General features: G+C 60.2%; 16 protein-coding genes. 8 read left to right on the forward strand and 8 right to left on the reverse strand.

The window, feature by feature from the left end; genetic code table 11:
• The first annotated feature begins 9 nt into the window (after positions 1 to 9).
• The 3 genes from PY650_RS11855 (at position 10) to hemA (ending at position 4,602) form a co-directional block, all read left to right on the forward strand.
• The gene (locus PY650_RS11855) at positions 10 to 2,355 is read left to right on the forward strand and encodes a xanthine dehydrogenase family protein molybdopterin-binding subunit (RefSeq protein WP_285879441.1); all 2,346 of its coding nucleotides are present in this window, start codon (positions 10 to 12) and stop codon (positions 2,353 to 2,355) included.
• A gap of 20 nt (positions 2,356 to 2,375) precedes the next feature.
• Positions 2,376 to 3,170, forward strand: a complete 795-nt coding sequence (locus tag PY650_RS11860; protein WP_285879442.1) for an FAD binding domain-containing protein — start codon at positions 2,376 to 2,378, stop codon at positions 3,168 to 3,170.
• A gap of 220 nt (positions 3,171 to 3,390) precedes the next feature.
• Positions 3,391 to 4,602, forward strand: a complete 1,212-nt coding sequence (hemA, locus tag PY650_RS11865; protein ID WP_285879496.1) for a 5-aminolevulinate synthase — start codon at positions 3,391 to 3,393, stop codon at positions 4,600 to 4,602.
• 103 nt (positions 4,603 to 4,705) lie between these two features.
• Here the strand turns inward: hemA and PY650_RS11870 are convergent, their stop codons facing one another.
• Positions 4,706 to 5,620 carry a pyridoxal-phosphate dependent enzyme gene (locus PY650_RS11870; protein ID WP_285879445.1) on the reverse strand — a complete coding sequence of 305 codons (915 nt, stop codon included), beginning with the start codon at positions 5,618 to 5,620 and terminating at the stop codon, positions 4,706 to 4,708.
• 135 nt (positions 5,621 to 5,755) lie between these two features.
• Positions 5,756 to 6,949 (reverse strand): 1-deoxy-D-xylulose-5-phosphate reductoisomerase, encoded by a 1,194-nt coding sequence (gene dxr, locus PY650_RS11875; protein WP_285879446.1) that lies wholly within the window; start codon positions 6,947 to 6,949, stop codon positions 5,756 to 5,758.
• 207 nt (positions 6,950 to 7,156) lie between these two features.
• Here dxr and PY650_RS11880 point away from each other — a divergent pair, with 207 nt between their 5' ends.
• From PY650_RS11880 to PY650_RS11890, 3 genes are all read left to right on the forward strand, one after another.
• Entirely contained in the window at positions 7,157 to 7,423 is a 267-nt protein-coding gene (locus PY650_RS11880; RefSeq protein ID WP_285879448.1) for a BON domain-containing protein, read from the forward strand.
• 31 nt (positions 7,424 to 7,454) lie between these two features.
• Positions 7,455 to 7,610 (forward strand): hypothetical protein, encoded by a 156-nt coding sequence (locus tag PY650_RS11885; protein WP_285879449.1) that lies wholly within the window; start codon positions 7,455 to 7,457, stop codon positions 7,608 to 7,610.
• A 140-nt stretch (positions 7,611 to 7,750) separates the two neighbouring features.
• Positions 7,751 to 8,068: a DUF3307 domain-containing protein gene (locus PY650_RS11890; protein WP_285879450.1), complete on the forward strand. Its 318-nt coding sequence runs from the start codon at positions 7,751 to 7,753 to the stop codon at positions 8,066 to 8,068.
• A 738-nt stretch (positions 8,069 to 8,806) separates the two neighbouring features.
• Here the strand turns inward: PY650_RS11890 and PY650_RS11895 are convergent.
• A complete protein-coding gene (locus PY650_RS11895) occupies positions 8,807 to 9,967 on the reverse strand; it encodes a M20 aminoacylase family protein (protein WP_285879451.1) in 1,161 nt (386 codons plus the stop codon).
• Positions 9,968 to 10,183: 216 nt separating this feature from the next.
• On the opposite strand from PY650_RS11895, the gene PY650_RS11900 reads away from it, so the two are divergent.
• Positions 10,184 to 11,350, forward strand: coding sequence for a D-alanyl-D-alanine carboxypeptidase family protein (locus PY650_RS11900; RefSeq protein ID WP_432761520.1), 1,167 nt, complete (start codon positions 10,184 to 10,186; stop codon positions 11,348 to 11,350).
• A 13-nt stretch (positions 11,351 to 11,363) separates the two neighbouring features.
• Positions 11,364 to 12,563 (forward strand): CobW family GTP-binding protein, encoded by a 1,200-nt coding sequence (locus PY650_RS11905; RefSeq protein ID WP_285879452.1) that lies wholly within the window; start codon positions 11,364 to 11,366, stop codon positions 12,561 to 12,563.
• Between the two features lie 137 nt (positions 12,564 to 12,700).
• Here the strand turns inward: PY650_RS11905 and PY650_RS11910 are convergent, their stop codons facing one another.
• From PY650_RS11910 to PY650_RS11930, 5 genes are all read right to left on the reverse strand, one after another.
• A complete protein-coding gene (locus PY650_RS11910) occupies positions 12,701 to 12,934 on the reverse strand; it encodes a sulfurtransferase TusA family protein (protein WP_285879453.1) in 234 nt (77 codons plus the stop codon).
• Positions 12,927 to 14,210 carry a L,D-transpeptidase family protein gene (locus PY650_RS11915; RefSeq protein ID WP_285879455.1) on the reverse strand — a complete coding sequence of 428 codons (1,284 nt, stop codon included), beginning with the start codon at positions 14,208 to 14,210 and terminating at the stop codon, positions 12,927 to 12,929. The genes PY650_RS11910 and PY650_RS11915 overlap by 8 nt, the downstream gene beginning before the upstream one ends.
• A gap of 229 nt (positions 14,211 to 14,439) precedes the next feature.
• Positions 14,440 to 15,393, reverse strand: a complete 954-nt coding sequence (locus PY650_RS11920; protein WP_285872625.1) for an acetyl-CoA carboxylase carboxyltransferase subunit alpha — start codon at positions 15,391 to 15,393, stop codon at positions 14,440 to 14,442.
• Positions 15,394 to 15,456: 63 nt separating this feature from the next.
• Positions 15,457 to 16,413, reverse strand: a complete 957-nt coding sequence (gene xerD / locus PY650_RS11925) for a site-specific tyrosine recombinase XerD (RefSeq protein ID WP_285879456.1) — start codon at positions 16,411 to 16,413, stop codon at positions 15,457 to 15,459.
• A 14-nt stretch (positions 16,414 to 16,427) separates the two neighbouring features.
• Entirely contained in the window at positions 16,428 to 16,595 is a 168-nt protein-coding gene (locus PY650_RS11930) for a hypothetical protein (protein ID WP_285872627.1), read from the reverse strand.
• Positions 16,596 to 16,707: the final 112 nt, after the last annotated feature.

Genomic DNA, 16,707 nt, shown 5'->3' on the forward strand with positions numbered 1-16,707 from the left:
GAGGATCACATGGGCGTTGAAGGCATTGGTGCGCGCGTTGCGCGAAAAGAAGACAAGCGATTTCTGACAGGCAAGGGCCGCTACACCGACGACATGGTGGCGCCGGGCATGAAATATGCCTATTTCGTCCGCAGCCCGCATGCGCATGCGAAGATCACCGGCATCGATGCGTCAGCGGCGCTGGCCATGCCGGGTGTGATAGGCGTGCTGGATGGCAAGCAACTTTTGGCCGATGGCATCGGCAATCTGATCTGCGGCTGGATGATCCATTCCAAGGATGGTTCGCCGATGAAGATGGGCGCCTGGCGGCCGTTGGCTGCCGAGACCGTGCGCTATGTCGGCGATGCCGTGGCGATCGTCGTTGCCGATTCCCTTGGCGAGGCCCGCGATGCGGCCGAGGCCGTCGTGGTGGATTACGATGAGCTTCCCGCCGTCACCGAGGCGGTCGAGGCGCTAAAGCCCGGTGCGCCGCAGCTTCATCCGGAAGCGGCGGATAATTTGATCTTTGACTGGGAGCTTGGCGACAGCGCCGCGACCGACAAGGCGATCGCGGAGGCCGCCCACGTCACGGAGGTCGAAATCCATAACAACCGGCTGTCGCCAAATGCCATGGAGCCGCGCGCGACTCTCGGCATCTATGATGCCGGCGACGATCACTACACCTGCTACACCACGAGCCAGAATCCGCATGTGGCACGGCTGGTGATGAGTGCGTTCTACAATGTCGCCCCGGAAAACAAGCTGCGCGTCATCGCACCAGATGTCGGCGGCGGCTTCGGATCGAAGATCTACATCTACCCCGAGGAGATCGTCTGTCTTTGGGCGTCAAAAAAGACCGGCGTGCCGGTTAAATGGACGGCCGACCGTACCGAGGCCTTCCTGACCGACGCCCATGGCCGCGATCATGTCTCGAAAGTGAAGATGGCTTTCGACGCGCAAAACCGCATCACGGGGCTGAAGGTCGACACCATCGCCAATCTCGGCGCCTACATGTCGCTATTCTCCTCATGCGTGCCGACCTATCTTTATGCGACGCTGCTGTCGGGCCAATATGCGATCCCGGCGATCCATGCCAATGTCCGCACCGTCTATACCAATACGGTGCCGGTCGATGCTTATCGCGGCGCCGGGCGTCCGGAGGCGACCTATCTTCTCGAGCGCACGATGGAAACGGCAGCGCGCGAGCTCGGCATCTCGCCGGCGGAACTGCGGCGAACCAACTTCATCCGCTCCTTCCCCCATCAGACGCCGGTCATCATGAATTACGATGCTGGTGACTATGAGGCCTCTCTCGACGCCGCCATGCAGCAGGCCGATTGGAATGGTTTCCCGGCCCGCAGAGCAGAGGCGGAGGCGCGCGGCATGAAGCGCGGCATCGGCATGAGCTGTTATATCGAGGCCTGCGGGCTCGCGCCCTCTCAGGCGGTTGGCTCTCTCGGCGCGGGTGTCGGCCTGTGGGAATCGGCCGAGGTTCGGGTCAATGCGGTCGGAACGGTCGAGGTGCTGACCGGCTCGCACAGCCATGGCCAGGGTCATGAGACCACCTTCGCACAACTGGTCGCCGACCGCCTCGGCGTGTCGATCGACACGGTTTCCGTCGTGCATGGCGACACCGACAAGGTGCAGATGGGCATGGGCACTTATGGCTCGCGCTCGGGTGCCGTCGGCATGTCGGCGGTGGTCAAGGCACTGGACAAGGTCGAGGCCAAGGCGAAGAAGATCGCCGCGCATTTGATGGAAGCCGATGAGAGCGATATCGTCATCGAAAATGGCGAGGTTAAAGTCGCCGGCACCGACAAGTCGCTGCCCTGGTTCCAGGTGGCGCTGGCCGCCTATACCGCTCATAACCTGCCAGCCGGTACAGAGCCGGGCCTGAAGGAAACCTCCTTCTACGATCCATCCAACTTCACCTTCCCGGCCGGTTGCTACATCTGCGAAGTCGAGGTCGATCCGGAAACCGGCAAGACCGAAATTATCCAGTTCGTTGCTGCCGACGATTTCGGCAATATCATCAATCCGATGATTGTCGAAGGTCAGGTGCACGGTGGCATCGCGCAAGGGGTCGGCCAGGCGCTGCTCGAAGGCGTGCATTACGATGCCAACGGCCAGTTGCTGACGGCGAGCTTCATGGATTACGCCATGCCGCGCGCCGATGACCTTCCGTCCTTCAACCTGTCGCACCAGAACACTCCCTGCCCGAATAATCCTCTCGGGGTCAAAGGTTGCGGCGAGGCTGGCGCCATCGGTTCGCCGCCGGCGCTGATCAACGCCATCACCGATGCGATCGGCAACAATGCCCTGACCATGCCGGCCACGCCGCTGAAGGTCTGGGAAGCAGCGCAGGCCGTGGCCTGAGACAAGAGGAGGAGAAAACCATGTATGCAACCAACTATCATCGTGCCTCCTCGGTCGACGAAGCCGTCAAGCTTCTGTCGGACGCACCGGACGGCAAATATGTCGCCGGCGGCATGACACTGATCGCCACCATGAAGCAGCGCCTGGCCTCGCCGAGCGATCTCGTTGATCTCCGGCATATCCCGACCCTGAAGGGTATCCGCGTCGACGGTCGCACAGTGACGATCGGAGCTGCTACGACGCATGCGGAAGTCGCGTCCTCGGCGGCGATCCGCGCCGTCTGTGCGGCGCTCTGCGATCTTGCCGGCATGATCGGCGATCCGCATGTCCGCCACATGGGCACGATCGGCGGCTCGGTCGCCAACAACGACCCGGCGGCGGACTATCCTTCGGCGATGTTGGGCCTGGGCGCCACGATCGTCACCGACAAGCGTCAGATCGCAGCCGATGATTTCTTCACCGGCCTGTTCGAGACAGCGCTGGAAGACGGCGAGCTGATCACGGCCATTACCTTCGAGGCGCCGGAAAAGGCCGGTTACGCCAAATTTCCCAATCCTGCCTCGCGTTACGCTATGACCGGCGTTTTCGTAACCAAGGGAGCGGGCGGTGCCCGAGTTGCCGTCACCGGCGCGGGCGCGGATGGCGTGTTCCGTCATGCCGGCATGGAGCAGGCGCTGGCGGCGAACTGGTCGCCGGATGCGGTCGCCAATGCAGTCGTCGATTCGTCGACGCTGATGTCCGACCTGCATGCGACGGCCGAATACCGCGCCAATTTGATAAAAGTCATGGCGAAGCGTGCCGTAGCCGCGGCATAAATCGCTTACACAAAAGCCGGAAGGGCGGGCCTGCCCGCTCTTCCGGTTTCGTGCGTTCTGGACACGGGCCTGATTGTCAAATCTCGGTGATTGACAATTCTTGTCTGGAATAGTTCAAAATTATGGGCCATTTGCCGCAGCGGGGTGCGAAAGCGAAGCGGAGGGGTTGACGTGCAGACTGGCAAACATGAAAACCGGTCGCATGGTTCTGGAGCAGATGATGGATTTCGAAGCATTTTTCAAAGGTGAACTGGACGGTCTACACAAGGAAGGCCGTTACCGCGTGTTCGCCGATCTGGAGCGTCAGCGCGGCAACTTTCCGCGTGCGACCTGGCATACGCCCGAAGGCTCCAAGGACGTAACGGTCTGGTGCTCGAACGACTATCTCGGCATGGGCCAGCACCCCAAGGTGATCGAAGCCATGAAAGAGGCCATCGATCACTGTGGCGCGGGTGCGGGAGGCACCCGGAATATTTCTGGCACCACCCACTACCATGTTCTGCTCGAACAGGAGCTCGCCGATCTGCACGGCAAGGAAGCGGCGCTGATCTTTACCTCCGGCTATATTTCCAACTGGGCGACGCTCGGCACGCTCGGCGCGAAGATTCCCGGCCTGATCATTTTTTCCGACGCGCTGAACCATGCGTCGATGATCGAGGGCATTCGCTACGCTAAGTGCGACAAGGTCATCTGGAAGCACAACGATCTGCATGATCTCGAAGCCAAGCTCAAGGCCGCCGATCCGAAAGCGCCGAAGCTCATCGCTTTCGAGAGCGTCTATTCGATGGATGGCGACATCGCTCCGATCAAGGAGATCTGCGATCTCGCCGACAAATACGGCGCGATGACCTATCTCGATGAAGTGCATGCCGTTGGCATGTACGGCCCACGCGGCGGCGGTATCGCCGAGCGTGAAGGACTGATGGACCGGCTGACCGTCATCGAAGGTACGCTTGGCAAGGCCTTTGGCGTCATGGGCGGCTATATCGCCGCCTCGGCGGCGCTATGCGATTTCATCCGGTCCTTTGCATCCGGCTTCATCTTCACGACGTCGCTGCCGCCGGCACTGGCTGCGGGCGCTGTTGCCTCCATCCAGCATCTAAAGGTCAGCCAGTTCGAACGCGCCCGCCATCAGGATCGCGTCCGCAAGCTGCGCGCTCAGCTCGACGCCGCAGGCATTCCGCACATGTCGAACCCAAGCCATGTCGTGCCGGTCATGGTCGGCGATGCCGCCAAGTGCAAGTGGATCTCGGATCTGCTGCTCGATTGCGGCGTCTACGTTCAACCGATCAACTATCCGACTGTGCCGAAGAAGACCGAGCGCCTGCGCATCACGCCGACGCCGCTGCATTCCGATGCCGATATCGAGCATCTCGTCAGCGCGCTGCATGCACTCTGGTCGCGCTGCGCGCTTGCCCGCGCCGTGGCATAAGCCGCCGGTTACATTTTTATCCTTTCGTCAGGGTGCGGAACGTTGTTTCCGCGCCCTGATTTATTGCGCACGGGAGAGCGGTGCTATTGAATTCGCGAGACGATCAGGACGCTTGCCAGGCTTGCAACTGAGCGAGAGAAGCCGTCGCCCCGCCGCAAACAACGATAAGGATTCGTTCAAAACGGGCCAGTCGATCGGCATGGGCATAGGCGACCGCCAAAGCTGCACCGCAGGCCGGCTCCACGACCACGCGATGATCGTCAAGAAAGCGTGTGCATGCGTTGACGGCAGCTCGATCGTCGACAACGACGCAATCAACGGGTAGTGTCTGCGTGATGTCGAAGGCGCGCTGGCAAACCTTTCGGGCGCCAAGCGACGTCGCAATGCTGGTAATGGCGGGCAATTCGACGCGCCTGCCGGCCTTCACGGAAGCCGCCAGAGACGCTGCGCCTTCGGTTTCCGCTGCTATCAACGGGATATCCTGCAGTCCGTTGCGCGCCAACCCTTCCGCGACGCCGGACAGAAGCCCGCCGCCGCCAACCGAAAGAACGACCGCGTCGAACGGAACGGCCGCTTTAACGACCTCGTCGATGATCGTTGCATGCCCTGTCCACAAAATCGGATCATCGAACGGGTGTATGAATGCGGTTTCCACGTCGACCGCTTCGAGCGCGCGCTCGTTGGCCTCTTGCCAGGATGTTCCATGGACGAAGACCTCGGCGCCCTCCTGGCGGATCAGCGACTTTGCCCGTTCCGTCGTCGTCTCGGGAACGAAGACCGACACCGGAATCGAGAGACGACGTCCGGCATAAGCGACCGCGATACCCGCATTGCCCCCGGAGGAAGAAATGAAACGCCGCTTTCCGCTTCTGGCGTGATGCTCGCACGCCGCCCCTATACCTCGGATTTTGAACGAGCCGGGGGGCTGAAGCGCGTCCATCTTTAACCAGATGGCTCGCCCCGACGCTTGGCTTAGGGGACGGGATTCGAGGAGCGGAGTTTCGAGATGAAGTGCCATGAAATGCTCCATCAGAATGCGACGTTGGTGATGGTCTAGCGAATATGTTGAAAGTTCGTCGATCACAAACAGATAAGCAGACCTGCCGGTGAGAGCAGTCATCTACTTTGCGAACGTGCGCCCTTTCGCGGGCGCTTACGCGGCTTTTTCCCTTTGCTTTACAAACACGGTGGCGTAGCGGCGGGCTTCATCATCGGCGGCAAAGACCGCATCCATCGTTTCGGCGCTGCCGATACCGATCATCTCGTCCATGACCGCTTCGGCAATATCCGCCATTTCCAGGAAGCCGATCCGTTCGTCCACGAACGCTTGGAAGGCAATCTCTTCGGCGGCATTCATGACGGCGCCCTGCAGTCCGCCGCGTTCCAGCGCGGTGCGCGCAAGACGCAGCGCAGGGAAGCGAACCTCGTCCGGCGCTTCGAAATCCAGCCGGGCTAGTTTTGCGAAGTCCAGCCGGTCGACATTTAGTTTTGTCCGGGACGGATAGGTCAGCGCATAGCCGATGGCTGTGCGCATGTCCGGACAGCCGAGCTGCGCCAGCACCGAGCCGTCCGTATAACCAACCATCGAATGAACAACGGATTGCGGATGGACGACGACCTCTATCTGTTCTGGACCGACATTGAACAGATGCTTGGCCTCGATCATCTCCAGCGCCTTGTTGAACATTGAAGCGCTGCCGATGGAGATTTTCAGGCCCATGGACCAGTTCGGATGGGCGCGCGCGGTCGCCGCTGTGACATTGGCCATCTCTTCGCGCGACCATGTGCGGAAGGGGCCGCCGGAAGCCGTCAGTATGATGCGCTCCACCGCATGCTGCTGGTCATCTTCCAGTGCCTGGAAAATCGCGCTGTGTTCGCTGTCCACTGGAATCAAACGCCCGCCGCCTTCGCTGACGGCGCGAACGAAGAGATCGCCGGCGGAAACCAGGCATTCTTTGTTGGCGAGCGCGATATCAGCGCCCCGGCGCGCTGCCTCCAACGTCGGCGCGAGGCCTGCAGTGCCGACGATCGCCGCCATTACCCAGTCCGAAGGGATGGAGGCCGCTTCGATCAGGGCGTTCCTGCCAGCGGCCGCGGCAATGCCAGTGCCGGCCAGCGCTTCCTTGAGCGCCTGATAGCGATCTTCATTGGCGGTGACGGCAAGTGCCGCGCCACAGGCCCTTGCCTGGCTTGCCAGGAGATCAATGTTGTCGTGTCCGGTGATTGCAGCGATATCGAAGGCTTCGCGTCCACCCAGTTGGGCGATGACGTCAAGCGTGTTTTGGCCGATCGAGCCAGTCGAACCCAATATCGTCAGGCGGCGCGGCGCTTTGCTCCCGGTTGTCATTTCCAAGTATCCGCATCTTGCTGTCGTCGCCCATGGCTCTACAGGGGATCGCGAAAGGCGGCAAGTCCGCAGGCAAGTCGGCGAGCCTCGGCCCGCGTTCCATTATTCGTGAAATTACTGACTTTAACAGTAATTTACAGGTATCTTATGAACCAATATGGAGATGCCGCGTTTTCCCCGTTCTGCAGGACTGCGGGAGTTGGGGCGATGGTTTTCAAAGCGGCAACGTTTCATGGTGTCGAAACCAAAATCGAGAGCGAAAATGCCCGGCGCTCGGCGCTGGAATCCGCCGTTGCGAATGCTCTGGCCGTCGCCGGCGGCCTCGACGCCTCCGACGTCATCGTCATCGCCGCGGGCCAGGAAATCCGGCTCCATGGGATGGTTGCAACACAGCAAGAGGTCGAACGCGCGACCGCGGTGGCGGAGGCCGTGCCGGGGGTGAGACTGGTGCGGAATATGATCGAGGTGGGGTGAGCCTGTTAGGTTTTCCGACCGTGGAGGCGACTTGCTGGAAGCTGCCTGGACGCTCAATCAACCGGATATGGGCGTCACCCAAATCAAGGTGACTTTTTTCATGAGAGGCAGTCGAGCGGCAATAGAACCCGCGACCACCTTCGACACGCACTTTGCGCGACGGCTTGCCGTTGCCAATTATCTTTGAGGCGAGTGCTACATCCGGAGGCCGAGGGCCTTTCACTTCATGCAGCCAAGCGAATAAGAGGCTACAGTAGCGCCGTCTAGCGAGTGCCCACGAAAGACCCGGAGGCGAAAGCCGGTTCAAGCTTTTAGGATAGGCTCTATATGGAACCGATTTTGATGATGGCGCTAATGTTGCTTGGCGCGCATTGGGTATGCGACTACCCGTTGCAAGGTGAATTCCTTGCTACAGCAAAGGTCAAGGGACCGCTGCGGTTCTACCATCTTGTCGCCCATGCCGGCATTCATGGGGCCGCCGTTGGGCTGGTAACGGGTAGCGTCTGGCTCGGCCTGGCGGAATGGCTGGCCCATACCGTCATCGACGAGCTCAAGGTGAGGGGCATAACGAGGCTAGCCTTGGATCAGGTCCTACATATCGTCTGCAAGGCCATTTGGCTGATGATCATCTTTGGAAAGCTCTGAAAACGCAGTTCGCCGACTTGATGCCTGCGGCGGCCCTTCTTAGCCGCTGCCGGCCTCTGGTGTCCTAGAGGAAACCCACGTGCTCCCCAAACGGCACGTCATCATCCCAATTCCCGCTTCCTAACCGTTCGCTTTCGCCAGAGAGCCGTTCCTCGGGATGAGGCACCGTCTCGCTGTCCGATGCATCGCGGCGATGATCCGGATGTCGGCCTGACATTTGGTCGTCATCGCTTGCTTCAGTAAGATTGCAAGCGAACTGTTCTAACCCATGTGTCCGGTATGGACAGAGAGGCGAATGGTGTCCACGAGAGGATTCGAACCTCCGACCCCAGGATTCATACCACTTCGACTTTTGCCGCCGCCCGGAGGGCGTTCGTGGTCTGGACTGTCCCTTCACCATAGGCCGAAGCCCTTAGGTGCTGCCCATCCAGTCTCTACACCTTCACCGGATTTCTCCGGAGCTTGGCTCGGGATTGGCATGCTGGAAGACCAGCGAAGCGTTCCCCGACTTTGAGCAGATCGATTGCAGCGTTTCCAGCTACAACCCCCAATTCATTCAGGAATCCTGTGCTCTATCCTGCTGAGCTACGTGGACACAACACCCCTCCAATAGCGTAGGCTCGCAGGCCGAGCAACCGCTCTTTTGCGGAATTCGTCTTCAACAACTCACCAGAGCATGCGCGCAACAGCGCGTATTCCGTGAGCCATGATCCGGCGCACGGAAAGAGAGTGAATACGTCAGGCGTCCAGGCGCTGCTCGGCGAGCCGCACCCAGTAGGAGATGCCGTGGGCGATCGCTTCGTCGTTGAAGTCGTAGGCCGGGTTGTGCAGACCGGCTGTCTCGCCGTTGCCGACGAAGATGAAGGCGCCGGGGCGGGCGTTTAGCATATAGGAGAAATCCTCACCGCCCATCATGGGATCGACTTCGGGGATGACGTTGGCCGGGCCGGCGATATCGCGCGCGGCCGCAATTGCGTGCTCGGTCTCCTTGGCATGGTTGACGGTTACCGGATAGTTGCGGTGGAACTGGATGTCTGCTTCAGCGTCGTGGCTTGCGGCGATGCCACTGACAATCTGCCTGAAGCGCTGCTCGGCGAGATCGCGGATCTCCGGGTCGAGCGTGCGCACGGTGCCCGCGAAGCTGGCGTCGTTCGGAATGACATTATAGGCGTTGCCGGCATTGAACTTGGTCACCGAGACGACCACCGACTTCAGCGGGTTGGTGCTGCGCGAGGCGATGAGCTGCAGATTGGTGATGATCTGCGCACCGATGGCGATGGGATCGATGGTCTTGTGCGGCATGGCGGCGTGGCCGCCGCGGCCCTTGATGGTGATGGTGAATTCGTCGGTCGCCGCCATAATCGCGCCCTTGCGGATGGCGAAGTGGCCGACCGGCAGGCCCGGCAGATTGTGCATGCCGTAGACCTCGGCGATCTGGAAGCGTTCCATCATGCCGTCCTTGACCATTGCATCGCCACCGGCGCCGCCCTCTTCAGCCGGTTGGAAGATGACAGCGATGTTGCCGTTGAAGTTGCGGGTCTCGGCCAGATATTTGGCGGCCCCGAGCAACATGGCGGTGTGGCCGTCATGGCCGCAAGCGTGCATCTTGCCGGGCGTGGTGGAAGCCCAAGGCTTGCCGGTGATTTCAGTGAGCGGCAGAGCATCCATGTCGGCGCGCAGGCCGACCGTGCGGCCTTCACCCTTGCCGCGGATAAGGCCGACGACGCCGGTGCGGCCAATGCCGGTGACGACCTCGTCGACACCGAAAGCCCTGAGCTTCTCGGCGACGAAGGCGGCGGTATTTTCCACCGCATACAACAGCTCAGGCCTTGTGTGGATATAACGACGCCATTCCGTCACTTCGTCCTGGAGTTCGGCGGCTCTGTTCAAAATCGGCATGCTGATTTTTCCTGCTGCTCAATATCGGATTCGGGTCTAGCAATTTGGTGCGGCACCAACCTCGGACATCACATCGCACTTTTCGTTGCCATGCGCGTGATCACAAGGCTGTGATGCATAGGTAATAAACTCGTCAATCGCCTTTGCCTTCTCCTAGCCATATAGGTTAAATAGGGGGAGCTTTCGAGAAAATTCCGGATTTCTGAAGGATAGACCGTGCCGACGAAGCAAAATCGTTTGTATGCCGCCATGCGGCTTGTTCCCATGGCCGCAGCAGCATCTATGCTTTTCCTGTCGACCGCGCATGTGGCGGAAGCCAATCCGCATATCCTCGTCGATGTCAGCACCGGCCGCGTGCTCGACCATGAAGAAGCCTTCCGCAAGTGGTATCCGGCTTCGCTGACGAAGCTGATGACGGTCTATGTTACCTTCCGCGCTATCCAGTCCGGCCAGATCACGCTTGATACGCCCGTCGTCATGTCCAAGCTTTCTTCGTCGCAGCCGCCGGCGAAGATGTATTTCAAGCCGGGCCAGAAGATGACGCTCGACAACGCCTTGAAGATGATGCTGGTCAAATCCGCCAATGACCTCGCGATGGCGATCGCCGAGACGGTCGGCGGTTCCGAGCAGGGCTTCGTTGCGCGCATGAACGCGGAAGCCGCGCGCCTCGGCATGCGCGACACGCGCTATATCAATCCCAATGGCTTGCCGGGCAAGGGTCAGTACACCACCGCGCGAGATCTCGCGGTTGTCAGCGTCGCGCTGCGCCGCGAGTTCCCGCAATATGCGAGCTATTTCTCTCTTGAAGGCTTTACCAACGGCGTAAAGCAGGTGCCGAACATCAACATGCTTATTGGCCGTTTCGACGGCGCCGATGGCATGAAGACCGGGTTCATCTGCGCTTCCGGCTTCAATCAGATCGCCTCGGCCACCCGCAACGGCCGCACGCTGATCTCCGTTGTTCTCGGCACGGACAGCCTTGCGGCACGCGCCGACGATTCCGCCAATTTCCTCGAAAAGGGTTTTGAGAACCAGTTTACCGGACGGGACACGCTGGCAAGCCTGCAACCCTATGGGCAGGACCAGGACGAGGTCGCCGACGTCACTGCCGATATCTGCAGCGCCAAGGGCGCAAAGGCCCGCAGCGAGACGCGCGACCCGACGGGGCGTACGAAAGTGGAGTCGCCCTACATCCATGAAATGGATCACGATCCGAATTTCGTCTATGCGGGCCTCATTGGCGGCCAGGACGTCGCGACTGCAAGCAAGGGCGATCAGGAAGACACGACCGCCAAAGGCGACAAGGCTGTGAAGGGCAATAAAATTGTTGCCACGCGCGATGTCACCGGCATACCCATCCCCATGCCGCGTCCCACTTTCTGATCGGACCTGAGCCATGAGCCTTCCGCAGCAGAGAGTGCCGGTTTCGATCCTGACAGGCTTTCTCGGAGCCGGCAAATCGACATTGCTGAACCGCATCCTCAAGGATGCGGAGATGCGGGATGCGGCCGTCATCATCAACGAGTTCGGCGATGTCGGCATCGACCACCTGCTGGTCGAAAGCTCCGGCGACTCCATCATCGAACTCTCCGATGGCTGCCTCTGCTGCACGGTGCGCGGCGAGCTGGTGGATACACTGGCGAACCTCATGGACGCCATGCAGACCGGCCGTATACGGCCGCTGAAGCGTGTCGTGATCGAGACCACTGGCCTTGCCGACCCGGCGCCGGTGATGCAATCGATCATGGGTAATCCGATTATTGCCACCAATTTCGACCTCGACGGCGTCATCACCGTTGTCGATGCGGTGAACGGCTTGCAGACGCTCGATAACCATGAAGAGGCCCGTAAGCAGGTGGCGGTCGCCGACCGGTTGATTGTCTCCAAGACAGGCCTGGGAGGTACGGTTTCCGTCGATGTGCTGGAAAGCCGGCTGAGGTCACTCAATCCGCGGGCGCAGATGCTGAATGGCGACAGCGAGGAAGCCGGCCGCGCCGCTATTCTCGTCAACGGCCTCTACGATGCGGCCTCCAAGATCGCCGATGTCGGCCGCTGGCTGCGGGACGAGCTGGAAACGGATGATCAAGATCATCATCATGACGACCATGGGCACAATCATCACGACCATGGGCATCACGATGACGGGCATGGCCATCACCGCCGCGGCCACGATCATTATGGCCATCGGCATCAGCACGCCCATGACGTGACCCGTCACAACGAGTCGATCCGCTCCTTCTCGATCGTCGAAAATCAGCCAATCGATCCGATCGCGCTGGAAATGTTCATCGACCTCCTGCGTTCCGCACATGGCGAGAAGCTCCTGCGAATGAAGGCGATCGTCGCAATGTCCGACAGACCAGAGCGTCCGGTCGTGCTGCATGGCGTGCAGAATATATTCCATCCGCCTATGCGCCTGCCCGCCTGGCCCAATCCTGATGACCGGCGCACACGTATGGTGATCATCACCAAGGACCTGCCCGAAGATTTCGTGAAGGGCCTATTCGACGCCTTCCTCAGCAAGCCGCGCATCGATACGCCGGATCGCGCAGCACTTGAGGACAATCCGCTTGCCGTGCCGGGCATGAGGTTCTAGGGAACGGATGGTTGTGGACCCAGTTGGTCGTAAATCAGGGGCGGCGTCAAAGTATGGCCGAACTCACTCCATCCTGATGGTGAGGCAGGAGCGAAGCGACCCTCGAACCACGACGATGGCCCTTCGGCTGTTACCGGCTATCCCTTGCGGATCGCAAAGCGATGACCGCTTTCCGTCTTCTCGCGTGCGACAAGGGTGTGGCCATTTTCGGTGCAGAAATGCGGAATGTCGATGATTGCCAGCGGATCGCTGGTATCGACGGTTAGTAACGCCCCCGACGGCATGCCGCGCAGGCGCTTTTCCGTCTTCAGCACGGGGAGGGGGCATTTCAATCCGCGCAGATCATAAATCCTGTTGTCGCGGCTATTCACTCTTGGCCCAGAACTTCCAGAAAGGCGGTTTCTTGGCCGGCTCTGTCTGCGCGGTTTCCACAGACGGGGCTGTATAGGCGAGCGGATCGACCATGGGATTCGCCATCGGGATCGGCACATTTGCGGGAATGTTGGCCGCTACGGCGATGCCGGCGGTTCGAGTCCCCTGTTGTCCGGCGAGGCCCGGAGCGGCCGTTGCCAGGCGGACGCCTGCCGTAGTCGGATTGGCGACGGTACCACCGCGGACAACCTGCTGTCCCGCCTGGTTCGCCATCATCGACTCCAGATCGGCCACCTTCATCATCTTGCCCGCGGCAAGCGCAGTACCGGTCGGAGCGTAGGCGATATCGTGGCCCTTGCGTTGCTTGGAGACGATGGCCTTGCGCTCGGCTTCGGTCGGATCGTACCAAGCCATGCCGTCAAACTTCTTCGCGGCCGCCGCATAATCCGCCTGATACTGCTTGTCGTAAGTCGCGAGCGCCGCCTGCAGGGCGGGCGGCGTGGTCATGACCGGGCATTTGCCGGCGGCGTTGAAGGGGGCGTTGGACTCCTGGTTGAAGACGTATTTCTTCTCGCAGACCTCGACTTCCGGCGGACGTTTCGTCACTTCGAAATTGTCATAGCCGACCTTCAGCATCTTCCAGAATTCGATGTTGGGGCTGAGGCGATGTTTGACCATGTTTTCCGCCGTCATGCGGAAAGGGAATGCCTCGAGCTGGACTGCCTTCTGTCCACCCTTAAAGGCGTCGCGCGCGAAAGCATAGATTTCCAGCACCTCTTGGTCGGTCATCGAATAGCAGCCCGACGACGAGCAGGCGCCATGGATCATCAGATTGGCACCTGTGCGGCCATTGGCCGCGTCATAGCGATTCGGAAATCCGGTGTTGATGGCGAGGTAATATTTGGAGTTCGGATTGAGGTTGGCCGGCGTCAGCATATAAAAGCCTTCCGGCGCTTGACGGTCGCCTTCCTTCACCTTCGGGCCGAGACGGCCGGACCAGGCGCAGATATTGTAGCTGGCGATCACCTCGAAGCGATTGTTCTGATTTGCCTTGAGGATCTCCATCACGCCTTCTTCCTTGAAGATGCGGATCATGATCGGCGAATTGCGCTCCATGCCCTTTTTCGCCATTTCGGCGACGATATGGGCGGGAAGCGGCTGTTCAACCTTGTTTTTCACCGTCGACAGATCGATCGACGCCGATTCCAGCGTATCGTTGCAGCCAGCGAGAGCTAGCGCCATCAGGGATATGTAGGCGAGGTGACGGATGCGCATTCTGACTTAGCCCATAGATGCGAAGAGCGGCCGCACGATCTGTTTCGCCGCCCCAATCGAAACATGAAACAGAATCATAGACGGCTTATACTTGAAAATTCCTTACCGGCCTATGACGCGCCCGCGGCGCACCCGCAAGCTTTTCTTTGCCATAACTGTTTCGATAACAAGAATGTGGCCAAGATTTGGCCTCATTCTCGTTTACGTGGTCACGATTCTCGAACTTAAGTTAGAGATTGCGACCCATGTTGAGGAATTTCTGACGGCGGTCGCTACGCAATTGTTCGCCCGAACGGCTGGAGAGTTCGCCGAGCGCGTTGGAAATGACGTCGCCGGTTGCCGCAATCACTGTCTGCGGATCGCGATGGGCACCGCCGAGCGGTTCAGGGATGATGCCGTCGATGATGCCGAGCCCCTTCAGGTCGTCGGCAGTGATTTTCATGTTGGTGGCAGCTTCCTTTGCGCGGGTGGAATCGCGCCAGAGGATCGAGGCCGCACCTTCAGGTGAAATCACGCTGTAGATCGAATGTTCGAGCATATAGACGCGATTACCGGTGGCGATCGCGATCGCGCCGCCCGAGCCGCCTTCGCCGATGACGACGGAAATGATCGGCACCTTGACGCCCAGGCACATTTCCGTCGAACGGGCAATCGCTTCCGCCTGGCCGCGCTCTTCGGCGCCGACGCCGGGGTAAGCGCCTGCTGTGTCAACCAGCGTGATGACGGGCAGTTCGAAGCGGTCGGCCATTTCCAGCATACGGATCGCCTTGCGGTAACCCTCGGGCCTGGCGCTGCCGAAATTGTGCTTCAGGCGCGTCTTGGTATCGTTGCCCTTTTCCTGGCCGATGACGGCGATGGGCTGGCCGCGGAAGCGGGCGAAGCCGGCCTGGATGGCGGCATCCTCGGAAAATTTGCGGTCGCCGGCGAGCGGCGTGAATTCCGTAAACAGCGCGCCGGCATAATCGACGAAATGCGGGCGTTGCGGATGGCGCGCAACCTGCGTCTTCTGCCAGGCATTGAGTTTGGAATAGATATCGGCCATCGCCTCGCGGACGCGGATTTCGAGCCGGCCGACTTCATCGGACGTGTCGATGCTCTCGTCTTCGCTTGCCAGTTTCTTCAGCTCGTGAATCTTGCCTTCGAGATCCGAGATGGGTTTTTCGAAGTCGAGATAATTGTGCATGAGGTGCGTTTCCGATCCTTTTGCCCGTGACGAGAGACGGCACGTATAGCCTGTGTGCCGGTCCTATTCCTGTTTTTTGGCCTGTTTGGCAAGGGGGTGATGCGTTTGCACCAGTTGGTGAAGCCGTTCTTCCAACACATGCGTGTAGATTTGTGTGGTCGAAATGTCGGAATGGCCAAGCAGTTCCTGCACCACGCGCAAGTCCGCGCCATTGGCAAGCAGGTGGCTCGCGAAGGCGTGGCGCATGACATGCGGCGAGATCATCGATGGCGTCAGCCCGGCGCGGATGGCGAGATCCTTCAGGTCCCGTGCAAAGACCTGCCGCGGCAGATAGCCTTGCTTCGAAGCTGCGGGGAAGAGCCACGGGCTATCCGGGACTGGTTGCTTGGCGGTTGCCGCGACCTCCGCCTGCCGCCTGCCGTATGTCCGCAGTGCGGTGATGGCCGACTGCGACAGCGGCACCAGCCGCTCTTTGTTGCCTTTGCCGCGGATCATCAGAAAACGCCCTTCCTGATCCAGCACTTTTGCCGGCAGGGAAACGAGCTCGCTGACGCGCATGCCGGTGGCATAGAGCAGCTCCAGCAGAACCAGCATGCGCAGGTGCTGCAATTGATCGGAACTTTCGACCGCCGCTTCCTGTTCGGCCTGGGCGAGAAGACGCGACACCTCGTCGACACCCATGGTTTTCGGCAGGGGTCGGCTCTTCTTCGGCGCGTCGAGAATGCCGGTGGGATCATCCGTGCGCAGACCTTCGGCATAGAGGAATTTGTAGAATTGGCGCATGGCCGACAGCCGGCGAGCCTGCGACGACGGCTTGAAGCCCTGGCGCGAGAGGCCGGAGAGATAGGCGCCGAGATCGTTCGACCCGGCTTCCGTCAGGCGGACATCGCGCCCGGATAAAAAGGAATGAAGGTCGTCGAGGTCGCGCTCGTAGGACTGCAGCGTGTTGACCGCCGCGCCACGTTCGGCACTCATCATTTCCAGGAAAGCTTCCATATGGGCGCGGCTCAGATCCTTCACCGTGATCTCCGCGCCTAAGGCTTCACCGAGCCGGTCGCCGGCGGGTTGACTCGTTCCGAGGGTATGCGGATCGTTACGTCGCGCGGCTGCGGTTCGACGAAGAGCACGAGAGCCCACATTGCTCCATAGACCGATCCGGCGATCACCGCACAGATGACAAGGAAGCGAAACAGGGTCGGCATTCAGAAACTCTCCTCGTCCCATTCATTGGTCCGGCGACATATTGTAATCCTATCCGCCAACCGTTAGCGGAAGGATATTGCAGACATGTTTATGTTGCGGCGTCTTGACGCT

Source organism: Martinezella calliandrae (assembly GCF_030272695.1).
Lineage (GTDB): Bacteria > Pseudomonadota > Alphaproteobacteria > Rhizobiales > Rhizobiaceae > Rhizobium > Rhizobium calliandrae.